The sequence below is a fragment of the Vibrio nitrifigilis genome (assembly GCF_015686695.1).
In the GTDB taxonomy this organism is placed as follows: Bacteria; Pseudomonadota; Gammaproteobacteria; order Enterobacterales; family Vibrionaceae; genus Vibrio; species Vibrio nitrifigilis.
Genome location: NZ_JADPMR010000001.1, coordinates 205,598 through 224,205, shown reverse-complemented (window position 1 = coordinate 224,205; position 18,608 = coordinate 205,598). Strand labels below are relative to the sequence as shown.

Sequence of the window (18,608 nt, the reverse complement as noted above, 5' to 3'; positions counted from 1 at the left end):
ACTATGGTTGAACGACTCACTTGGAGAAAGCTGGCTTGGGAGCTGGCTTTTTTTTACTTACCTTGGATCATAGTTGGTTCGATCTTTGGGTATCTGTCTTGGCTATTATTTGCTGCAACAGTGTTACAGTTATTGTGGCATCTACGCAATCAAATTCGTTTATCCGCGTGGTTATGGGACGAAAAACGCTTAACGCCACCATCCGGTTCCGGACAGTGGGAGTCCTTGTTTAATGGCTTATACCGTCTGCAGCAGCGGCAGCGTAAAAAACGTAAAGAGCTTAGTAATTTAATTCGTCGTTTCCGTAACGGTGCAGAATCGTTACCTGATGCTGTGGTCGTATTTCGATCTGAAGGCAACATTGTTTGGTGTAACCGCTTAGCGCAACACCTACTGGGGTTCCATTGGCCAGATGATGCGGGCCAGCCTATTTCCAATCTTATTCGTACACCTGATTTCATTAAATACCTGCAAAAAGATGACTTTACTGAGCCTCTGGAAATGCGTTCACCACTTAACGTCGCTCGTTCATTGGAGTTGCGTATCGTGCCTTATACCGAAGGTGAACATTTGATGGTGGTACGTGATGTCACCCAACTCAAACAGCTTGAAGGTATGCGACGTAACTTTTTTGCTAACGTTTCTCACGAATTACGCACCCCAATGACTGTTTTACAAGGTTATTTAGAAATGACCGAAGATCCGGATATGGTTGTTGGACCTATGTGGAGCAAGGCGCATGGGGTAATGACGCAACAGTTAGCGCGTATGAATAGCTTGGTGAACCAGTTGCTAACGTTATCTAAAATCGAAGCATCTCCAATGCATGAACTAGAAGACAAAGTGAATGTTCCTGCGATGCTTGAGATTTTAGAAAAAGAAGCTCAAAGTTTAAGTGGAGATGCTGGGCATCAATTCCATTTTGAAGTGGATAAATCTTTAACAGTATTGGGCGACGAAGAACAATTACACAGCGCCATTTCAAACTTGGTGTATAACGCGGTGAAATACACACCACCAGGCGCTGAAATTACGGTGCGTTGGTATCGCTCAATCCAAGGTGCTTGTCTTGAGGTTGCCGATACTGGAGATGGTATTGAACCGCAACATCTACACCGTTTAACAGAGCGATTCTATCGTGTTGATAAAGCTCGTTCGCGCGATACTGGCGGAAGTGGACTTGGGCTTGCTATTGTGAAGCACGCGTTGTCTCATCATGAGTCCAGACTAGAAATTCAAAGCGAAGTTGGTGTTGGTAGTCAGTTCTCCTTCGTGTTACCAAAGAGATTGATTGTAAATGACGAAGAAACAACCAATTAATTTTAAATATTTTGCTTTAGCTATTATTAGCTTATTTTCATGTACCGCCTCAATGGCGGTACATTGCTCTGAACTGCCGACTTATCAAAAAAGTATTGGTATTGCAGGCAGTTTAACTAGTGTGGGATCAGATACCCTAGCGGGGTTAACAACCTTATGGGTTGAAGAATTCAAATCTATTTATCCTAATATCAATGCACAAGTTCAGGCATCTGGTTCTGCTACCGCCCCACCAGCGCTTAATGAAGGCACTGCTCAGTTCGGTCCTATGAGTCGTAAGATGCGTTCACGTGAAAATGATGTTTTTGAGCGTGACCATGGGTACCCTCCAACAGAATTAAAAATCGCTATCGATGCTATAGGTATTTTTGTACATAAAGACAATCCAATTAAGGGGCTTAGTTTCGAGCAAATCGATGCTATTTTTTCATCGACCCTCAATTGTGGTGGCAATAAGATGATGACCACTTGGTCTCAATTAGGTATCCCTTATCAATGGGGAAAGCGCAGTATCCAGCTGTTTGGACGTAACTCTGTCTCAGGCACTTATGGTTACTTTAAAAAAGTAGCCTTGTGTGGTGGTGATTTTAAACGCGGTGTGAATGAGCAGCCTGGATCTGCCTCTGTTGTCCAGTCAGTGGCATCTTCAATCACGACGATCGGTTATTCGGGCATGGGATATCGTGTTTCTGGTGTGAAGTTAATCCCTATTTCACGAGAAGGGGATGATTATGTTGAACCAACCCAAGAAAATATATTCACCGGACGATATCCATTATCTCGCTACCTGTATATTTATGTGAATAAAAACCCTGCGCATCCATTATCACCCATTGAGCGTGAATTTTTGCGCTTTATTTACTCTAAACAGGGGCAAAGATTGGTACAAAGGGAAGGGTATTTAGCAGTTCCAGCCGAACTGGCGAAACATGAATTAGCCAAAGTGGGCATCTATGATTAGGTTGAGTAAAGACAATGGTCAGTAAAGGAAGAGCTGACCATTGCTCTCTAACGTAGTTTAAACACGGTTCTTAAGATTAGAAATTTAGCTCCCAGCCCACGCTATTCCAATATTGTTGTTCCGTTAGTAAATCCGCATGGAGTAGGCGATTTTCCTCAAGCCAGTTGGGATTAGTGCATGTGAGTGACCATGTGTCATCTTCGATCGATAACGCCAACTCAGGCAACGGGTCATCATTGCGCTGTCCATTGACTAAAATAGCTAGGCGTAGCACGCGGATTATTCCTAACACATGTTTTTTCTTAAATAATGAAAAAGAACCCATTTCATTGAGCTTGAGAGCTTTGCGTTGAAAGCGCACCAGCGTCGCCAACACTTGCTGCTGCTCACTGTTAAAGCCAGGCATATTAGTATTACGTAAAATATAGGCTGAGTGACGGTGAAAAGCTTGATAACTGATGTTAAGACCCACTTCATGAAGTAGAGCTCCCCATTCGAGTAGAGAAACTAATTCACTCTCTTTTTTGATCCCAATTTCTGTAGAGACTTGCTCTAAAAATTCACGCGCGTGACCACGCACTTTAGCTGCATGTTCAAGATCGACGGCGTGTTTATTTGCAAGCGCTTCGGCTGTTCTTAAGCGAATATCGGAGTATTTAAAGCGGTCTTCCATTTCATATAGGAGACCTTCTCGCAACGCACCGTCTGAAAAATGCATTTCCTTTATTTTCAGATCATTAAAAATAGCCGACATAATAGCAACGCCCGCGGCGAATACAGGTTTACGCTCATCTGATAACCCATCGAGTCGGATATCATTGATGGTTGGCCAAGAGCAGAGCTTATCAATCAGCTTATCTAGGCGTTCAGCGGTAATAATACCGTCGGAGTAACCCATGCCAATCAGCGCTTCATAAATGGCTTTTGCAGTACCTGATGAGCCAAATGCAACTTGCCAGCCTTTTTTCCGATAGCGTGAGGCAAGGGATTCAAGTCGTTGCTGAGCTGCGAGAATCGCCAGAGCAAAATTCTTTTTGGATAATTTCCCGTTAGCAAAAAAGCGGTTGGTGTAACTCACACAGCCCATTTGTTTACTATTGACTAGTTCAGCTTCAAAACCTTGACCAATGACGAGCTCTGTACTGCCTCCACCAATATCAACCACGAGCATAGACTCCGCCTGGGGTTGCGTGTGAGCAACACCAAGGTAAAGCAAACGCGCTTCTTCTGTGCCTGGAATGACTTCGATAGGGAACGGAAGCACTTCCTTAGCGCGCTGGATGAACAGCTGAGTATTGTTAGCTTGACGAAGAGTATGAGTTGCAGCAATACGAACGTTATCCACCGAAAATCCCTGTAGGCGCTCGGCAAACATAGTGAGACAGTCTAATCCTCTCTCGATAGCGTCATCATCTAAGTTTTTTTGTTCGTCTAGGCCAAGCGCTAAACGCACTCGCTGTTTGTGGCGACTGATAATTTGTAAGTCTTTACCAATAACCTTGGCGACCACCATATGGAAGCTGTTTGAACCTAAATCAATTGCTGCGATATCTCGCGTGTCATAAGGTTGATTCATGAGTCTCTTCTTTCATCATTTTTCGATTGCGCCGTTCGACATTTTTTAAATAGTCATAAATTGCGACTTGTGAACGAATTTTTTTCCTGTTTCCTCTATCAACATAGTGATTAGACATCTCTTTGTCGATAACTCTGGCTTTAACGGTATCGGTAAACTGAATATTAATAATATCAATAATTCGTTGTTTTAAACGTGGATCTTTGATGGGAGTTGCCACTTCAATGCGATAATCAATGTTTCGAGTCATCCAGTCAGCAGAAGAAATCCATACCTGAGGATCGCCGTCATTATGAGTAATAATCACTCGTGGGTGCTCTAAGAATCGGTCGACAATACTGATGATACGGATGTTCTCACTCACTCCTTCCACTCCGGGAACGAGTGAGCACATGCCCCGAATAATCATATTAATTTTCACACCCGCGGCACTGGCTCCGTAGAGTTTGTTGACCAAGCCCTTATCAACTAGATTATTCACCTTTAGTTTAATTTCTGCTTTTTTGCCTGCTTTTGCGTGAGCTATTTCGTTATCAATAATTCGATAAAGTTGCTGACGAGAGTTGCGCGGTGACACGATAAGTTGATTGAATTTTACCGGGCGATAAGGGTTTTCTATGTAGGCAAATACGTTACGCACTTCCGTTGTTAAGTCAGTATCCGCTGTTAAAAACGCAAAGTCAGTATAAATACGAGCTGTTTTTTCATGAAAGTTACCCGTTCCGATATGGGCATAACGGACAAACTCATGGTCTTCTTTACGTGAGATAAGTAATAACTTGGAGTGAATTTTCATTCCTGGTACACCAAAGATGACTTGTACACCAGCCTCGGTCAAAATCTTCGACCACTCAATATTGGCCTCTTCATCAAAGCGAGCCTGTAGCTCAACGACTACGACCACACGTTTACCGTTGTGGACAGCATCAACGAGAGAGTTCATCAGACGAGAATTTTTAGCCACTCGATAAATATTGATTTTAATACTGATCACTTTGGGATCGAACGACGCTTGGCGCACTAATTCTGTGATGTGATCAAACTGGTGATAAGGGTAGTGCAACAAAATATCTTTATCACGAATAGCATCAAATGCGTTGGCATACCCCTCGAAATCCGAACATTTCATCGGCGGCATGGGTTTATTTTCTAGGTAGGCTCGCCCTAAATTGGGAAAACCAATAAAGTCTTTAAAATTATGATAGCGCCCACCGGGTAACAGACTATCGTAATGTGAGATCTTCAATTTATCGCACAGAAAGCTAAGCATTTTTTCAGGCATTTCCCGCTCGTAGACAAAGCGTACAGGCATAGCGGTTAAACGCTGGCTTAACCCTTCAGACATCTGTTCTAGCAAGCTGTATTCGACTTCGTGGCTAAGATCGTATTCTGCATCACGGGTCATTTTCATCGCGTAGCCAGAGAGTTCATCATAATCAAAAAAACCGCGGAAAAGTTCATCAAGACAAAAACGAATAATGTTATCCAGTAATATGACAGTCTTACGTCTTTTCCCTTTGGCTTCAGGGACAAGTACAAAACGTGGCAAATGATCCGTCGGTATTTCAACAAGCGCATAGTTAGAGTGTTGATTTTTTTTCAGGTCGACAACGATGTAAGCGTACTCATCTTTCAAGAATTGCAGCACATCAATATCATCATTCATGAGCAATGGTGTGATGTGGGGGAGAACTTCATTATTGAAGTAACGAGTGATCCAGCGTTTCTGGCTTTCATCAAGTTGAGTTTCGTTGACCAAAAAAATATGCCGGCGAGCCATTTCAAGAATCAGTTCGTTATATAGATTGTCAAAATCTCTGTCTAATTTGAGGGCTTTTTGCTGCATCTGAGCGAGAAGGTGTTTGTCGCTGTCATTGCCGCCTTGTTCGCTATTAATTAAAATCCTGCGTTTTACGTCAGCAAAGCGAACTTTGTAAAATTCATCTAAATTGTTAGAGAAGATACCGAGGAAACGAACGCGCTCTATCAGTGGTACAGTCTTATCTGCGGCTTCTTGTAACACTCGCTCATTGAACGAGAGCCAACTTAATTCTTTGTCTATGTAGAGTTTGTCGCCACTCATTTACAACACCTTTCACCGGAAAATCAATCTTAACCATGCAAATTAGGGTTTTTATATGACAGTTTTATTGCAGAATGTAACAATACGCCTCTAAATTAAAGACTTCTTGTTTTTTCAGGCGCTTAAATAGACGATGTAATATATCTGTCATTTAAACGACATATACTGCCCGAAGGGCATCTCAGGTAGAGTAATTCATGGCGCAAAGCGATTTCTCTTTGAATCAAAGAGACCGACAAAGGATTTTTAAAGATCGATTCATCCGTATCGCTGTTAAGTGTGGAGGTGTCGCAGTTCTTGGTGCCTTAGTCCTGATTTTTGTCTATCTTGCGTCAGTTGTCATTCCACTTTTTAGTGGCGCTAAGTTTCATTCTCAAGTGATTCACCAAGCACTTCCTATTGCTCATGTGAAAAGAATAGCTATCGACGATTATGGTAAACATTTGTTTGCGTTAAACGACGATGGTATGGCTCAATTTTGGTCACTAGGAACAAAATCACAACAACCTGAGTTTTCGCAGCAACTGATGATGCCCATCAGTCAAATTGCCACGATGCCTTCTGATTATGGCTGGTTTGCGCTGCGTGATCCTTCTAATCACGTTGTCATCGCCAAACCCCAGTTTAAGTATCAGATTACCAGTAATACTCGACAGTTCAAGCCGTATTTGACGCAATATAATTATCAATTAGCACCAGCAGATAGTGAGGTGAACAATTTTACTTTTGTCGTCACTGGCGATGAGGTGACATTTGCATCTTATCTAGCAGATAAGTCGGTATTGTTACGATGGGGAACGAAAGGTGATAGTCAATTAATCCATCAATATCGATTCCCATCGTTGTTTGATCACCTTGATCAACTGTTGATGACGCCTGATGGTAAGACTTTATATTTACGTAACGGTAATGATTTAATTGTGTCTGAGCGTAAAAAAGACCGCTTTGTGGTACGGGAAATCATCGATTTAGCAGAAAAACATCCCAAAGAGAAAGTCGCTAACATTCGTTTATTAGCGGGCGCATACTCCTTATTGGTTCGCTATCAAAATGATACGGTGAGTCAGTGGTTTGATGTGTTAAATAATGGACAAAGAAGCCTACAAGAAATCCGACAATTTCAGCTTGCAAAGCAAACTCAGTTCTTATTACCAGATACCTATCGCAAAGGTTTTTATAGTTTTCACCGTGATGGTACGGTGCAAGATCACTACACCACAAGCCATAAGACTGTGTTTTCTAAAAAGGTATTTTCGAAGGCACCGTTACTAGCTGCAATGTCTGATAACGAGCGTTATGTTCTGACATGGAATGGTCAGCAGTTTGCTGTTTCTGAAATGACGAATGATTATCCGGAAGTGTCCATATCATCATTATGGGAGAAGGTCTGGTATGAGCACTACCCAGAGCCTCAGTATGTTTGGCAATCGACTTCTGCGAGCGATAAATTTGAAGCTAAGTTCAGTTTAGTGCCGATAGCGTTTGGTACGCTCAAAGCTGCATTTTATGCAATGCTATTTGCGGTTCCCATTGCGGTATTTGGTGCGATTTATACCGCTTATTTTATGACACCTAAGATGCGTCGTATCGTAAAACCTACCGTTGAACTGATGGAGGCTTTACCTACCGTTATTATCGGGTTCCTTGCCGGACTTTGGTTCGCCCCACTAGTTGAGAGTCATCTTACTTCAGTGGTGTCATTAATGATCTTGTTACCGTTATCAACAATGGTCGCTGGATTTATTTGGACAACATTACCGCGTCATTGGCTAAGAAAAATTCCGAGCGGTTTGCATGTTATTATTCTGATGCCCGTGATCGTTCTCGTGATAGCGGTAGTTATGAACTATAACCAGCAGATTGAAGCTTGGTTATTTGGTGGGGATGTCCGCGTCTTTTTAGTTCAACACGGTATCGATTTTGATCAACGTAACGCTTTGGTTGTTGGGTTTGCCATGGGGTTTGCCGTTATTCCGATGATTTTTACGATCGCTGAAGATGCTATTTTTTCTGTGCCTAAACATTTGTCGGATGGTTCGTTAGCGCTTGGGGCGACTCCTTGGCAAACGCTGATTCATGTGGTGCTGTTAACTGCAAGTCCCGGTATTTTTTCTGCCATCATGATGGGATTAGGTCGCGCGGTTGGTGAGACGATGATCGTATTAATGGCAACGGGTAACACGCCAATTATGGACTGGAATATCTTCGAAGGAATGCGTACGCTCTCGGCGACTATTGCTGTTGAGTTACCCGAATCTGAGATGGGCAGTTCACACTTTAGAATTTTGTTCTTAGCCGCATTAATCCTCTTTATTTTTACATTTGCTGTTAACTCGTTAGCTGAATGGGTTCGCCAACGTTTACGAGAAAAGTATCGTGCTTTATAGGGATCATATATGAGACTACTTAATTGGTTTCGTTCAGGTGCTCCCTGGATTTGGTTAACAGGAGGAGCTGTAAGCATCAGTTTAATCTCGGTGCTGGGGTTACTACTATTAATTGGTTGGAAAGGGTTGACGTATTTTTGGCCTGCGCCACTTTATATGTGGCATACCGAAGATAATAAAATGTTAGTCGGTCAACTTTATAGTCGCGATGAAGTGCCAATCTCTCATATTCATGCCGCCGGATTGAATAAGAAATTACAAGGAAAAGAGTCGGCAATACGTTTAAATATCAAGATTGCTAATCGCGAGAGAAACCCTGCGGATTTTATCTCTATTTTGAATGTGAAGCTTCATGATGAGACACAACCTCAAGGCTGGGCTGTCATTGATCGGGAGAATAATGGCCAATTTTATGGCCTTCCGGTAGGTTATGTTTCAACCTCAGGCCGCATCGAAAAAGAGGTAAAAGATCATGTAGCACAAGGTATGGCTCAGGCTCAAGCAATCAGATCGCAAGTTCATGAACTCATTGAACAAAAGGTCAAAGTCTATGGTCATAAACTAGAGATGTTACGACTAGAAAAGCGGCGTAAAGAATTGAATGGTACGATGACGCCCGCTTATCTAACCGAGTATCGACTTAATAAAAACGATCTCGATAATCGTATGTCTTTAGCCGAAGATAAGATTGACCAATTGCGAGATCAGCTTGGGCAGCAAGCCGTTATTTTACAGGATATGACCGGTGAGAAAGTGTTAGTGCCAATCGCTCAGGTACTAAGGATGTGGTATCCCAACGCGATGTCTTGGACTGAAAAAGTGACACATTGGGCCAAAGGTGTTTGGATTTTTTTATCGGATAACCCACGAGAATCCAATTCAGAGGGGGGAGTATTCCCTGCCATATTTGGCACGATTTTACTTGTGTTATTAATGTCGATCGTTGTGATGCCATTAGGCATAGTCGCAGCGGTCTACCTTCATGAATACGCCAAAGACAATATGTTTACGCGGCTAATTCGTGTTGCCGTGATTAATTTAGCGGGGGTTCCATCCATCGTTTATGGTGTATTTGGACTTGGTTTCTTTGTTTATACCATCGGTGGGGAGATCGATAAGTTATTTTTTGCTGACCGTTTACCTGCGCCAACATTCGGTACACCGGGCTTGTTATGGTCTGCATTGACTCTAGCGGTATTAACATTGCCTGTCGTTATTGTTGCCACTGAAGAGGGCCTGACTCGAATACCTAACTCAATTCGTCATGGTTCATTGGCGCTTGGCGCAACGCAATTTGAAACGGTGTGGAAAATAGTATTGCCGATGGCGAGTCCAGCCATGATCACTGGTTTAATCTTAGCGATTGCTCGAGCCGCGGGAGAGGTTGCGCCCTTGATGCTGGTGGGAGTGGTGAAGCTTGCTTCTAATTTACCTGTAGATAATCAGTTTCCTTACTTGCATTTAGAACGTAAATTTATGCATTTAGGATTTCATATTTACGATCTTGGTTTCCAGACCACCAATATTGAAGCTGCTAGACCACTCGTTTATGCCACAGCATTTTTATTAGTAGCTGTTATTATTAGTTTAAACCTAACCGCAATTAGTATTCGCAATAATTTGCGGGAGAAATACCGAACATTAGGACAAGATTAAGCATGTTTTCAGTGAATCAAACGTTAGGATATGAAACGCCACTCGACGTGAATAACCTAACAGATAAGCAAACAGCGATTTCGATTGAAGGGCTTAATCTTTATTATAATCAAGATTATCAAGCGCTTTTTGATATAACGATGCGTTTGCCAAAGGGAAAAGTGACGTCATTCATTGGACCATCTGGGTGCGGTAAATCAACCTTGTTGCGGTGCATTAATAGGATGAATGATCTTGTTGAAGGGTGCCGAATCGAGGGTGAAGTGAAACTTCACGGTAAAAATGTCTATCATCATGATGTCGATGTTCCTACATTGCGCCGTCGTGTTGGGATGGTATTCCAGCGTCCGAATCCTTTTCCTAAATCCATTTATGAAAACGTCGTTTATGGGCTGCGCTTACAGGGTGTGAAAAATAGTCGTACTTTGGATGATGCCGTTGAGCGATCATTACGAGCCGCGGCGTTATGGGATGAAGTAAAACATCGGTTACATGAAAATGCATTTGGTTTATCCGGGGGACAGCAACAGCGTCTAGTGATCGCAAGAGCGATTGCTATTGAACCGGAAGTGCTCTTGCTTGATGAGCCCACATCTGCGTTGGACCCTATTTCAACCCTGACCATTGAAGAACTTATCCATGATCTTAAACGGCGTTATACCGTTGTGATTGTGACACATAACATGCAGCAAGCTGCTCGGGTAAGCGATTACACAGCGTTTATCCATATGGGGAAGTTGGTCGAGTATTCAGATACGGATTCAATTTTTACATCCCCATCGATGAAAAAGACGGAAGACTATATTACTGGTCGCTACGGTTAATGTTACCCAGAGTAGTAAAGGAACGTATATGCAGCTAGGTAAACATATCTCAGGGCAATTTAATGCTGAACTAGAATCCATTCGTACTCATGTGTTAACAATGGGGGGGCTGGTTGAGCAGCAGTTGTCTTATGCTATGCATGCCTTACATAAGGATGATGCCGAATTAGCACGTAAAGTGGTTAAAGACGATCATAAAGTTAACGCGTTGGAAGTCTCTATTGATGAAGCCTGCACGCGGATTATCGCCAAGCGTCAGCCAACGGCTAAAGATTTGCGTTTGATTATGGCGATCATCAAAACAATCACCGATTTGGAACGTATTGGTGATGTTGCCACTAAAATGGCTTATGTCACCATTGAAAGCCCCTCTGACGAGCGTCAATTTCAAGTATCACTGGAGCCATTATGCCGCTCAGCCATTTCTATGTTGCATCAAGTGTTAGATGCATTTGCTCGTATGGATGTTGAAGCCGCTGCGGAAATTTATAAGCTTGATGATGGGTTGGATCGTGAAGTTGAAGCGGTGATTCGGCAATTAATGACGTACATGATGGAGACTCCCGAAAATATTCCCCATATTTTACAAGTGATGTGGTCGGCAAGAGCTATTGAGCGTATTGGTGATCGTTGCCAAAATATTTGTGAATACATCATCTACTTTGTTAAAGGCAAAGATGTTCGCCATATTGGCGAACAATCCATTGATGATATGATCCGATCATAAGAAAATCATTTAACGTAAGAGATGTGCGACCGCTTCAATAGCTGCGGTACTGGTAATGGGAATGAGCGAATCATCGCACTCTTCGTTACCCATATAGGCTTCTTGCGCGGTAGGTTTCATTTTGCTTGGGCGAGAGGTTTTACCGGACATATGGACTTCTTGAACTCCAGTCTGTTCGATAATTGCACGAACGTTCCCTGCATTAACACCCGCACCAGCCATGATAGCGATTCTACCGTTAGCAATGGTCACCATCTCTTTTATCGCAGCAATTCCTTTTTCCGCTGAACTTGCTTGACCTGATGTAAGTACTCGCTCACAACCTAGCTCTATGATTGTTTCCATTGCTTGTCGGTAATCGCGACATACATCAATCGCACGATGAAATGTCACATTTAGAGAGAGAGAATGAGCGTAGTCGACAAGGATTTTAAGTGCATGTTTGTTCACGTCACTATCTTCGGTTAACACGCCTAGAACAACGCCAGTTAATCCAGCCTTTGCTGCTGATTCAATGTCCCACATCATCTGTTCAATTTCCGATGGAACATAAAGAAAATCCCCTTGTCTGGGACGAATCATGGCATAAATTGGGGCGGAACTTAAGTTAGATGCCAAGCGCATAAAACCAAAACTGGGAGTCAAGCCTCCAAGATCAAGCGAAGAGCAAAGTTCAATTCTAGTTGCGCCGCCTGCTAGTGCATATTGAAGAGACTCGATATTATCGATACAGACTTCCAACTGATAATTCATGTGTTTAGGTTCCTTTCTAAACGGGGGAGAGCAATGTAACAGTTTAGCGCTGATTGGATCATAAAAAAATCCCGGAGCGATGGCTCCGGGATTTGAAGGCTTTACTTTATCCTGATTGGTTTGGCTTTTGCTCTTAATTCCAACCACTCACCCGAGTTGAGCACGGGCGATAAAGTGTTCTTATTTTTTATCTAGGTCAGCTGTGTGTTCAGCTAGGTAAGATGCAACGCCGTCTGGAGAAGCTTTCATACCTGATTTACCTTTTTCCCACTGTGCAGGACATACTTCACCGTGTTCTTGGTGGAATGCTAGTGCGTCAACCATACGTAGCATTTCATCGATGTTACGACCAAGAGGACCATCGTTGATTACTTGGTGACGAACAACGCCTTCTTCGTCGATTAGGAAAGAACCGCGAAGTGCAATGCCAGGACCATTTGGATCAACAACATCGTAAGCGCTAACAACTTCGTGAGTAGTATCAGCAACAAGTGGGTATTTAACCTCACCGATACCGCCTTTATCTACAGAAGTGTTACGCCATGCGTTGTGAGAGAATACAGAGTCGATTGAAACACCGATTACTTCACAGCCTTTTTCTTGGAAGTCAGCTAGACGTTTGTCGAATGCGATGATTTCAGATGGGCAAACGAAAGTGAAGTCTAGTGGGTAGAAAAATACAACAGCTTTCTTACCTTTGATGTAATCAGAAAGGTTGAATGAATCAACGATTTCACCGTTGCCTAGAACAGCTCCAGCAGTAAAGTCAGGGGCTTTGCGACCTACTAGTACCATTTTTTGCTCCTAATGTTTTAGTTTTATCTGAGTTAAAACACGTTGAGTTAACTCATTTCCGTGTAACTACAAGACAAACTATAGTACAAAGGTTAGTATAGAAAAAAGCGAATAAAATAGATTGTGTCAATCGAAAAAAGCGATGAACAGGCGCGGCAAAGCCTGAACGATAAATTGAAATAAAATATTAATATTATTATGAATAAGTGGCCAAGTTTAAAGCAACTGCACTACCTCATCACCTTACATGAAACCCGCCATTTTAGCGATGCGGCGCAGCGATGTTTTGTTAGCCAATCGACCCTAAGTAAAGGGATCCAAAACCTAGAAGAACTGATTGGTTGTGCGCTTTACGAGAAAAAGGATAAAAAAACGCCTTTAGTCTTTACTCAGGCTGGTGAAGAAGTCGTTAAGTTGGGAAGAGAGTTATTAGCGAAAGGTCAGGATCTCGTTGAGCTGGGGAAATTATGCCAAGGCAATTTGATGGAAGGTCAGCTAAAACTCGGCTGTATTCCAACGATTGCGCCATTTTTGCTTGGTGACCTTGTACAAGAAATTAATCTACGTTTTCCTAAATTGCATCTTCTGTTACGTGAAGATACAACCACCAATTTATTGATGGCGTTACGTTCTGGTGAATTGGATGTATTGGTTTTAGCATTACCTGTTGATATTGGTGAGATGGACAGTCGTATTGTTGGACAAGATCCATTTCGGATGGTGATTAGCCGTAATCAGGCTAATTCAATTCGTGTTCCGATAAAGTATGATGATTTACCCGATCAATCAGTATTCCTGTTAGAAAATGAACACTGTCTGACTGAGCATGCGGTTTCTGCATGTAAACTAACCGATAAAGAAAAGATCAACCCATTTACGGCGACGAGCTTACATACCCTAGTTCAAATGGTAGCCAATGGCCTAGGGACGACATTTATTCCACAAATGGCGATTGATCATGGTTTGTTAGATAACCAAAATTTGGTCGTGGTTGATCCTCCAGGCCAAAAGGCGTATCGCAATATCGGTTTAGTATGGCGTCCTAGTTCCTCAAGAACCAATACATTTAATCAATTGGCGGATGTTGTTTCTGGGCTTCTATAGTAACTCTCTTTCTTGTAAATGTGCTTGAGTAATCCTCTATTACTTGAGCATATAGCCTTACCTGTACAGCTTAAATCGTGATTTTCATATCGTTACATTCATTGATGTGGCTTGATATTCTCTATCTAGTAGGTTGTTAAAGATAAAAGTGTTATTTTTTTAGTTTTTAATGCTAATAAATTTTATTTAATTAGCATTAAAAACTGTTAGTATTATTTTTATTGTAAAATTTTACAGCTTATTTTGAGAGAAGGTTTCATAAAATTGGCAATCTTCACAATGTGAATTTTACACATATTGAAGCAGTTGCTTAGCAATACGGTGTCTTTTTCTTTTAAAAAAAAGTGTGAAAAATCAGCCAATATTTATTACCGGATATTATCTATTCCCCTCCATTTCAAATAAAAATACGTCTTCTTTGTGTGTAATTTTATTACGTAATTAATTACAAATAAGTATATTGCCATTCATAAATAGAGTTACCGAATAAAACTTCGAATTTACCATTTTACTATTCCTCCCTCTTTCTAAAATCCCTTTTATATATTAGTTTTATAAGCACTTATCGAAGTGAGATGTTTTTTAGTTATCGGGACTTATTTATCTAAGGTAACTATCAAAAGTGTTTTTACTTCACAAATTAAACAGGGAATTTTGTAGTTCTTAAATTACAAATGTGATTTAAATCAGCGAAGGAATAAATATATGCTGGCTGAAAGTACACACGCATCAATGGAAGAAGTTCGTTCGAAGTTGAAAATTCTTGGTTCTCTCAAAGCTGAGCATCAAGAAATATTCCCCACTGCCGCTCAAGATTTATTAGCTCAACTGTGTGAGCGTTATGCTCCTCGTTTAGAGCAACAGCTTAAATCTCGAGAAATTTTTCAGCAAAAAATCGATCAAGGAGCATTACCTGGATTTCTTTCTGACACGCAAGATATACGTGAGGGAAGTTGGAAAATTTTAGGTATACCCAATGATCTACAAGATCGCCGTGTTGAGATCACTGGTCCAACAGACCGAAAAATGGTGATTAATGCATTAAACGCGAACGTCAAAGTGTTTATGGCTGATTTTGAAGATTCGATGTCACCTGATTGGGAAAAGGTTCTTGATGGTCAAGTAAACCTGAGAGACGCCATCAATGGTACGATCAGCTATACCAATCCGAGCAATGGTAAGCAGTATCAACTAAAAGACGATCCGGCAGTGCTCATTTGCCGAGTTCGGGGTCTGCACTTACCTGAAAAGCATGTGTCATTTGCTGGGCAAACCATTCCGGGATGCTTACTGGACTTTGCGCTGTACTTTTTCAATAACTATCAAGCGTTGTTGAAAAAAGGCAGTGGACCTTATTTCTACCTACCCAAACTACAAAGCCATCAGGAAGCGAAGTGGTGGAGCGATGTGTTCCATTTCACTGAAAACTTCTTTGGTCTTGATACTGGAACCATCAAAGCCACTGTATTGATTGAAACTCTCCCAGCCGTATTCCAAATGGACGAAATTCTCTTTGCGTTAAAAGAGCATATTGTTGGCCTCAACTGCGGCCGTTGGGATTACATATTCAGTTATATCAAAACATTGAAAAAACATGGTGACCGTGTCCTGCCTGATCGCCAAGTCGTCACTATGGATAAGCCTTTTCTCAATGCTTACTCACGTCTACTCATTTATACCTGTCACCGACGTGGGGCGTTTGCTATGGGGGGAATGGCGGCATTTATTCCAGCCAAAGATCCTGGGGAAAATGCCAAGGTCTTAGAGAAGATAGTCCATGACAAATCTTTGGAAGCGAATAACGGCCATGATGGAACTTGGGTTGCTCACCCTGGGTTAGCTGATACGGCGATGGATGTATTCAATCAGGTGCTTGGTGAACGTCAAAATCAATTAAATGTCACTCGTTTATCTGATGCTCCTATTACTGCACAAGAGTTACTTGAACCTTGTGATGGCCCACGCTCCGAACACGGAATGCGCCACAACATTCGTGTTGCTCTGCAATACATCGAGGCTTGGATTTCGGGCAATGGCTGTGTGCCAATTTATGGGCTCATGGAAGACGCGGCTACAGCGGAAATATCCCGTGCTTCCATTTGGCAATGGATACAGCACGGTAAAACACTCGATAACGGTCAGGTGATTACCAAAACGCTGTTCCGCCAGTACCTCAATGAAGAGATTGAGGTTGTTAAACAAGAAATTGGTTCAGACGCTTTTACTAATGGGCGTTTTACTGAAGCGGCTGAATTGATGGAAAGGCTCACGACAAGCGATGAGCTGACCAACTTCTTAACGATACCCGGCTATGACTATTTGCCATAACCAATCCAACCAATAACGTGAAACAGTAACCACCATTTCAATATCATACCTTTGGTATCGGTAGCGAAAGGAAGCAGGCCTAAGCCTACATTATAAGAGGGATACACCATGACACTGACTCGTCGTCAACAAATCGAAGCACTAGAGAAAGACTGGGCAACGAATCCACGTTGGAAAAACGTGAAACGTACCTATACTGCCGAAGAAGTCGTTAACTTACGCGGCTCAGTCTTACCAGCGAATACCATTGCCCAACGTGGTGCTGATAAGCTTTGGTCGTTGGTCAATGGAAGTGCAAAAAAAGGGTACGTGAACTGCTTAGGGGCTTTAACAGGCGGACAAGCGGTTCAGCAAGCGAAAGCTGGGATTGAAGCTATTTATCTCTCTGGTTGGCAGGTTGCTGCAGATAACAATACGGCTTCAACCATGTACCCAGATCAATCTCTTTACCCGGTGGATTCGGTACCTGCGGTAGTTAAACGCATCAACAACTCATTTAGACGAGCAGACCAGATTCAATGGACGAATGGCACGACACCTGAAGATGAAGGTGGTGTTGATTACTTCTTACCTATTGTCGCTGATGCAGAAGCGGGATTCGGTGGCGTGCTTAACGCCTATGAACTCATGAAATCAATGATAGAAGCGGGTGCTGCTGGGGTGCACTTTGAGGACCAATTAGCTTCGGTGAAAAAATGTGGTCACATGGGCGGAAAAGTTCTGGTCCCAACTCAAGAAGCGGTACAAAAATTAGTTGCGGCTCGTTTAGCGGCAGATGTCGCCGGTACAACAACACTTGTGATTGCTCGTACTGATGCCAACGCGGCTGATTTGTTAACTTCTGATTGTGACCCTTATGATAGTGACTTTATCGTCGGTGAGCGCACCCAAGAAGGATTCTTCCGTGTTAAAGCGGGGATTGACCAAGCGATTTCTCGTGGCCTAGCTTATGCGCCATATGCGGATCTTGTATGGTGTGAAACAGCAAAACCTTGCTTGGAAGAAGCTCGTAAGTTTGCTGAAGCTATCTTAGCAGAATACCCGGATCAGCTGCTTGCTTATAACTGTTCTCCTTCCTTTAACTGGGAGAAAAACTTGGATGCCAAAACCATTGCTGAATTCCAGCAAGCGTTATCCGATATGGGCTACAAATACCAATTCATTACTCTAGCTGGTATCCACAACATGTGGTTCAACATGTTTGAATTGGCTCATGCTTATGCCCAAGGGGAAGGTATGCGTCACTATGTGGAAATGGTACAGCGCAAAGAATTTGCCGCAGCAGAAAAAGGCTATACCTTTGTGGCACACCAACAAGAAGTTGGAACGGGCTATTTCGATAAAGTTACGAATACCATTCAGGGGGGCAATTCGTCAGTAACGGCACTAACCGGCTCGACTGAAGAGGATCAGTTCTAACCTAATCCGCACTTCCTTTTTGCAAACTTCCTTATATGTTTTGATATCTTGATATCGAATTTGAGCGGCCTAAGCCGCTCTTTTTTTTATAAGTTATAGAAAACTGAAAGCCATTATCTCATCGTGTTTCAACGTGAATTAGTCGTCAAAATCTTCAGGTTCCGTTTCTTCTTGAAGTTCTAATAGAGTTATTGCGATAGAAATAAAATCGGTTTCGGTGATGATGCCACACAATTGCCCTTTGCTGAGTACTGGGAGACAGCCTACTTTATGTTTTTGCATATAAAGAGCGCTTTCTTTAAGTCCCGCTTGTGGTGCTACTGTCATTAAATTGGTATGCATGATTTCATACAGTGGTGTATCTGCGGTGTAAGACTGCTCGTTTGGCGTACCGTGTAAGCTTGATTCTTGTGCTGCCAAAATGTCTCTTTGCGAAACCACACCCTGTAACTGATGATTGCTATCCACAATAGGAATATGGCGGATATCAAGTGCTTTCATCATGTTGTTAGCATCAGAAATAGTATGGGTTCGCGACAGAGTATGTGGACTGCGAGTCATCATATCTTCAACTTTAATCATGGCCATCTCCTATTGTCAGTCCTGTCTTTTGACTATAGTGATTGACGAAAAATTTGAATGAGAGATGAATCATTATTTGTTGCTCTTTTTAGC

General features: G+C 42.3%; 14 protein-coding genes. 9 read left to right on the top strand and 5 right to left on the bottom strand.

Features of this window, described 5'->3' with window-relative positions:
* Nucleotides 1-3 precede the first annotated feature (3 nt).
* Entirely contained in the window at nucleotides 4-1,320 is a 1,317-nt protein-coding gene (gene phoR, locus I1A42_RS00995) for a phosphate regulon sensor histidine kinase PhoR (RefSeq protein WP_161158359.1), read from the top strand.
* On the top strand, nucleotides 1,298-2,281 hold the full coding sequence (locus tag I1A42_RS00990) for a PstS family phosphate ABC transporter substrate-binding protein (protein WP_161158358.1): 984 nt from the start codon (nucleotides 1,298-1,300) through the stop codon (nucleotides 2,279-2,281). Before phoR ends, I1A42_RS00990 begins: the two co-directional genes overlap by 23 nt.
* Nucleotides 2,282-2,357: 76 nt before the next feature.
* Here I1A42_RS00990 and ppx read toward each other — a convergent pair whose 3' ends face one another.
* Nucleotides 2,358-3,857: an exopolyphosphatase gene (ppx, locus tag I1A42_RS00985; protein WP_196122376.1), complete on the bottom strand. Its 1,500-nt coding sequence runs from the start codon at nucleotides 3,855-3,857 to the stop codon at nucleotides 2,358-2,360.
* Nucleotides 3,841-5,940 carry a polyphosphate kinase 1 gene (gene ppk1 / locus I1A42_RS00980; RefSeq protein WP_196122374.1) on the bottom strand — a complete coding sequence of 700 codons (2,100 nt, stop codon included), beginning with the start codon at nucleotides 5,938-5,940 and terminating at the stop codon, nucleotides 3,841-3,843. The genes ppx and ppk1 overlap by 17 nt, the downstream gene beginning before the upstream one ends.
* A 197-nt stretch (nucleotides 5,941-6,137) precedes the next feature.
* Here ppk1 and I1A42_RS00975 point away from each other — a divergent pair, with 197 nt between their 5' ends.
* From I1A42_RS00975 to phoU, 4 genes are read left to right on the top strand one after another with little or no spacing between them, the layout of a single operon-like run.
* The gene (locus tag I1A42_RS00975; protein ID WP_196122372.1) at nucleotides 6,138-8,327 is read left to right on the top strand and encodes an ABC transporter permease subunit; all 2,190 of its coding nucleotides are present in this window, start codon (nucleotides 6,138-6,140) and stop codon (nucleotides 8,325-8,327) included.
* A 9-nt stretch (nucleotides 8,328-8,336) separates the two neighbouring features.
* Complete coding sequence (gene pstA / locus I1A42_RS00970; RefSeq protein ID WP_196122370.1) at nucleotides 8,337-9,983, top strand: phosphate ABC transporter permease PstA; 1,647 nt, start codon at nucleotides 8,337-8,339, stop codon at nucleotides 9,981-9,983.
* A 2-nt stretch (nucleotides 9,984-9,985) separates the two neighbouring features.
* Nucleotides 9,986-10,807, top strand: coding sequence for a phosphate ABC transporter ATP-binding protein PstB (gene pstB, locus I1A42_RS00965; RefSeq protein WP_161158353.1), 822 nt, complete (start codon nucleotides 9,986-9,988; stop codon nucleotides 10,805-10,807).
* 28 nt (nucleotides 10,808-10,835) lie between these two features.
* Complete coding sequence (gene phoU, locus I1A42_RS00960; protein WP_161158352.1) at nucleotides 10,836-11,534, top strand: phosphate signaling complex protein PhoU; 699 nt, start codon at nucleotides 10,836-10,838, stop codon at nucleotides 11,532-11,534.
* 9 nt (nucleotides 11,535-11,543) lie between these two features.
* Here phoU and I1A42_RS00955 read toward each other — a convergent pair whose 3' ends face one another.
* Nucleotides 11,544-12,287, bottom strand: coding sequence for a copper homeostasis protein CutC (locus I1A42_RS00955; protein WP_161158351.1), 744 nt, complete (start codon nucleotides 12,285-12,287; stop codon nucleotides 11,544-11,546).
* A 180-nt stretch (nucleotides 12,288-12,467) separates the two neighbouring features.
* On the bottom strand, nucleotides 12,468-13,082 hold the full coding sequence (locus I1A42_RS00950) for a peroxiredoxin (protein ID WP_161158350.1): 615 nt from the start codon (nucleotides 13,080-13,082) through the stop codon (nucleotides 12,468-12,470).
* Between the two features lie 198 nt (nucleotides 13,083-13,280).
* On the opposite strand from I1A42_RS00950, the gene I1A42_RS00945 reads away from it, so the two are divergent.
* The 3 genes from I1A42_RS00945 (at nucleotide 13,281) to aceA (ending at nucleotide 17,933) form a co-directional block, all read left to right on the top strand.
* Nucleotides 13,281-14,186, top strand: coding sequence for a hydrogen peroxide-inducible genes activator (locus tag I1A42_RS00945; RefSeq protein WP_161158349.1), 906 nt, complete (start codon nucleotides 13,281-13,283; stop codon nucleotides 14,184-14,186).
* A gap of 732 nt (nucleotides 14,187-14,918) precedes the next feature.
* Entirely contained in the window at nucleotides 14,919-16,514 is a 1,596-nt protein-coding gene (gene aceB, locus I1A42_RS00940; RefSeq protein WP_408063522.1) for a malate synthase A, read from the top strand.
* Nucleotides 16,515-16,622: 108 nt separating this feature from the next.
* The gene (aceA, locus tag I1A42_RS00935; protein WP_196122366.1) at nucleotides 16,623-17,933 is read left to right on the top strand and encodes an isocitrate lyase; all 1,311 of its coding nucleotides are present in this window, start codon (nucleotides 16,623-16,625) and stop codon (nucleotides 17,931-17,933) included.
* Between the two features lie 138 nt (nucleotides 17,934-18,071).
* Here the strand turns inward: aceA and I1A42_RS00930 are convergent, their stop codons facing one another.
* The gene (locus tag I1A42_RS00930) at nucleotides 18,072-18,515 is read right to left on the bottom strand and encodes a CBS domain-containing protein (protein ID WP_161156609.1); all 444 of its coding nucleotides are present in this window, start codon (nucleotides 18,513-18,515) and stop codon (nucleotides 18,072-18,074) included.
* Nucleotides 18,516-18,608 lie beyond the last annotated feature (93 nt).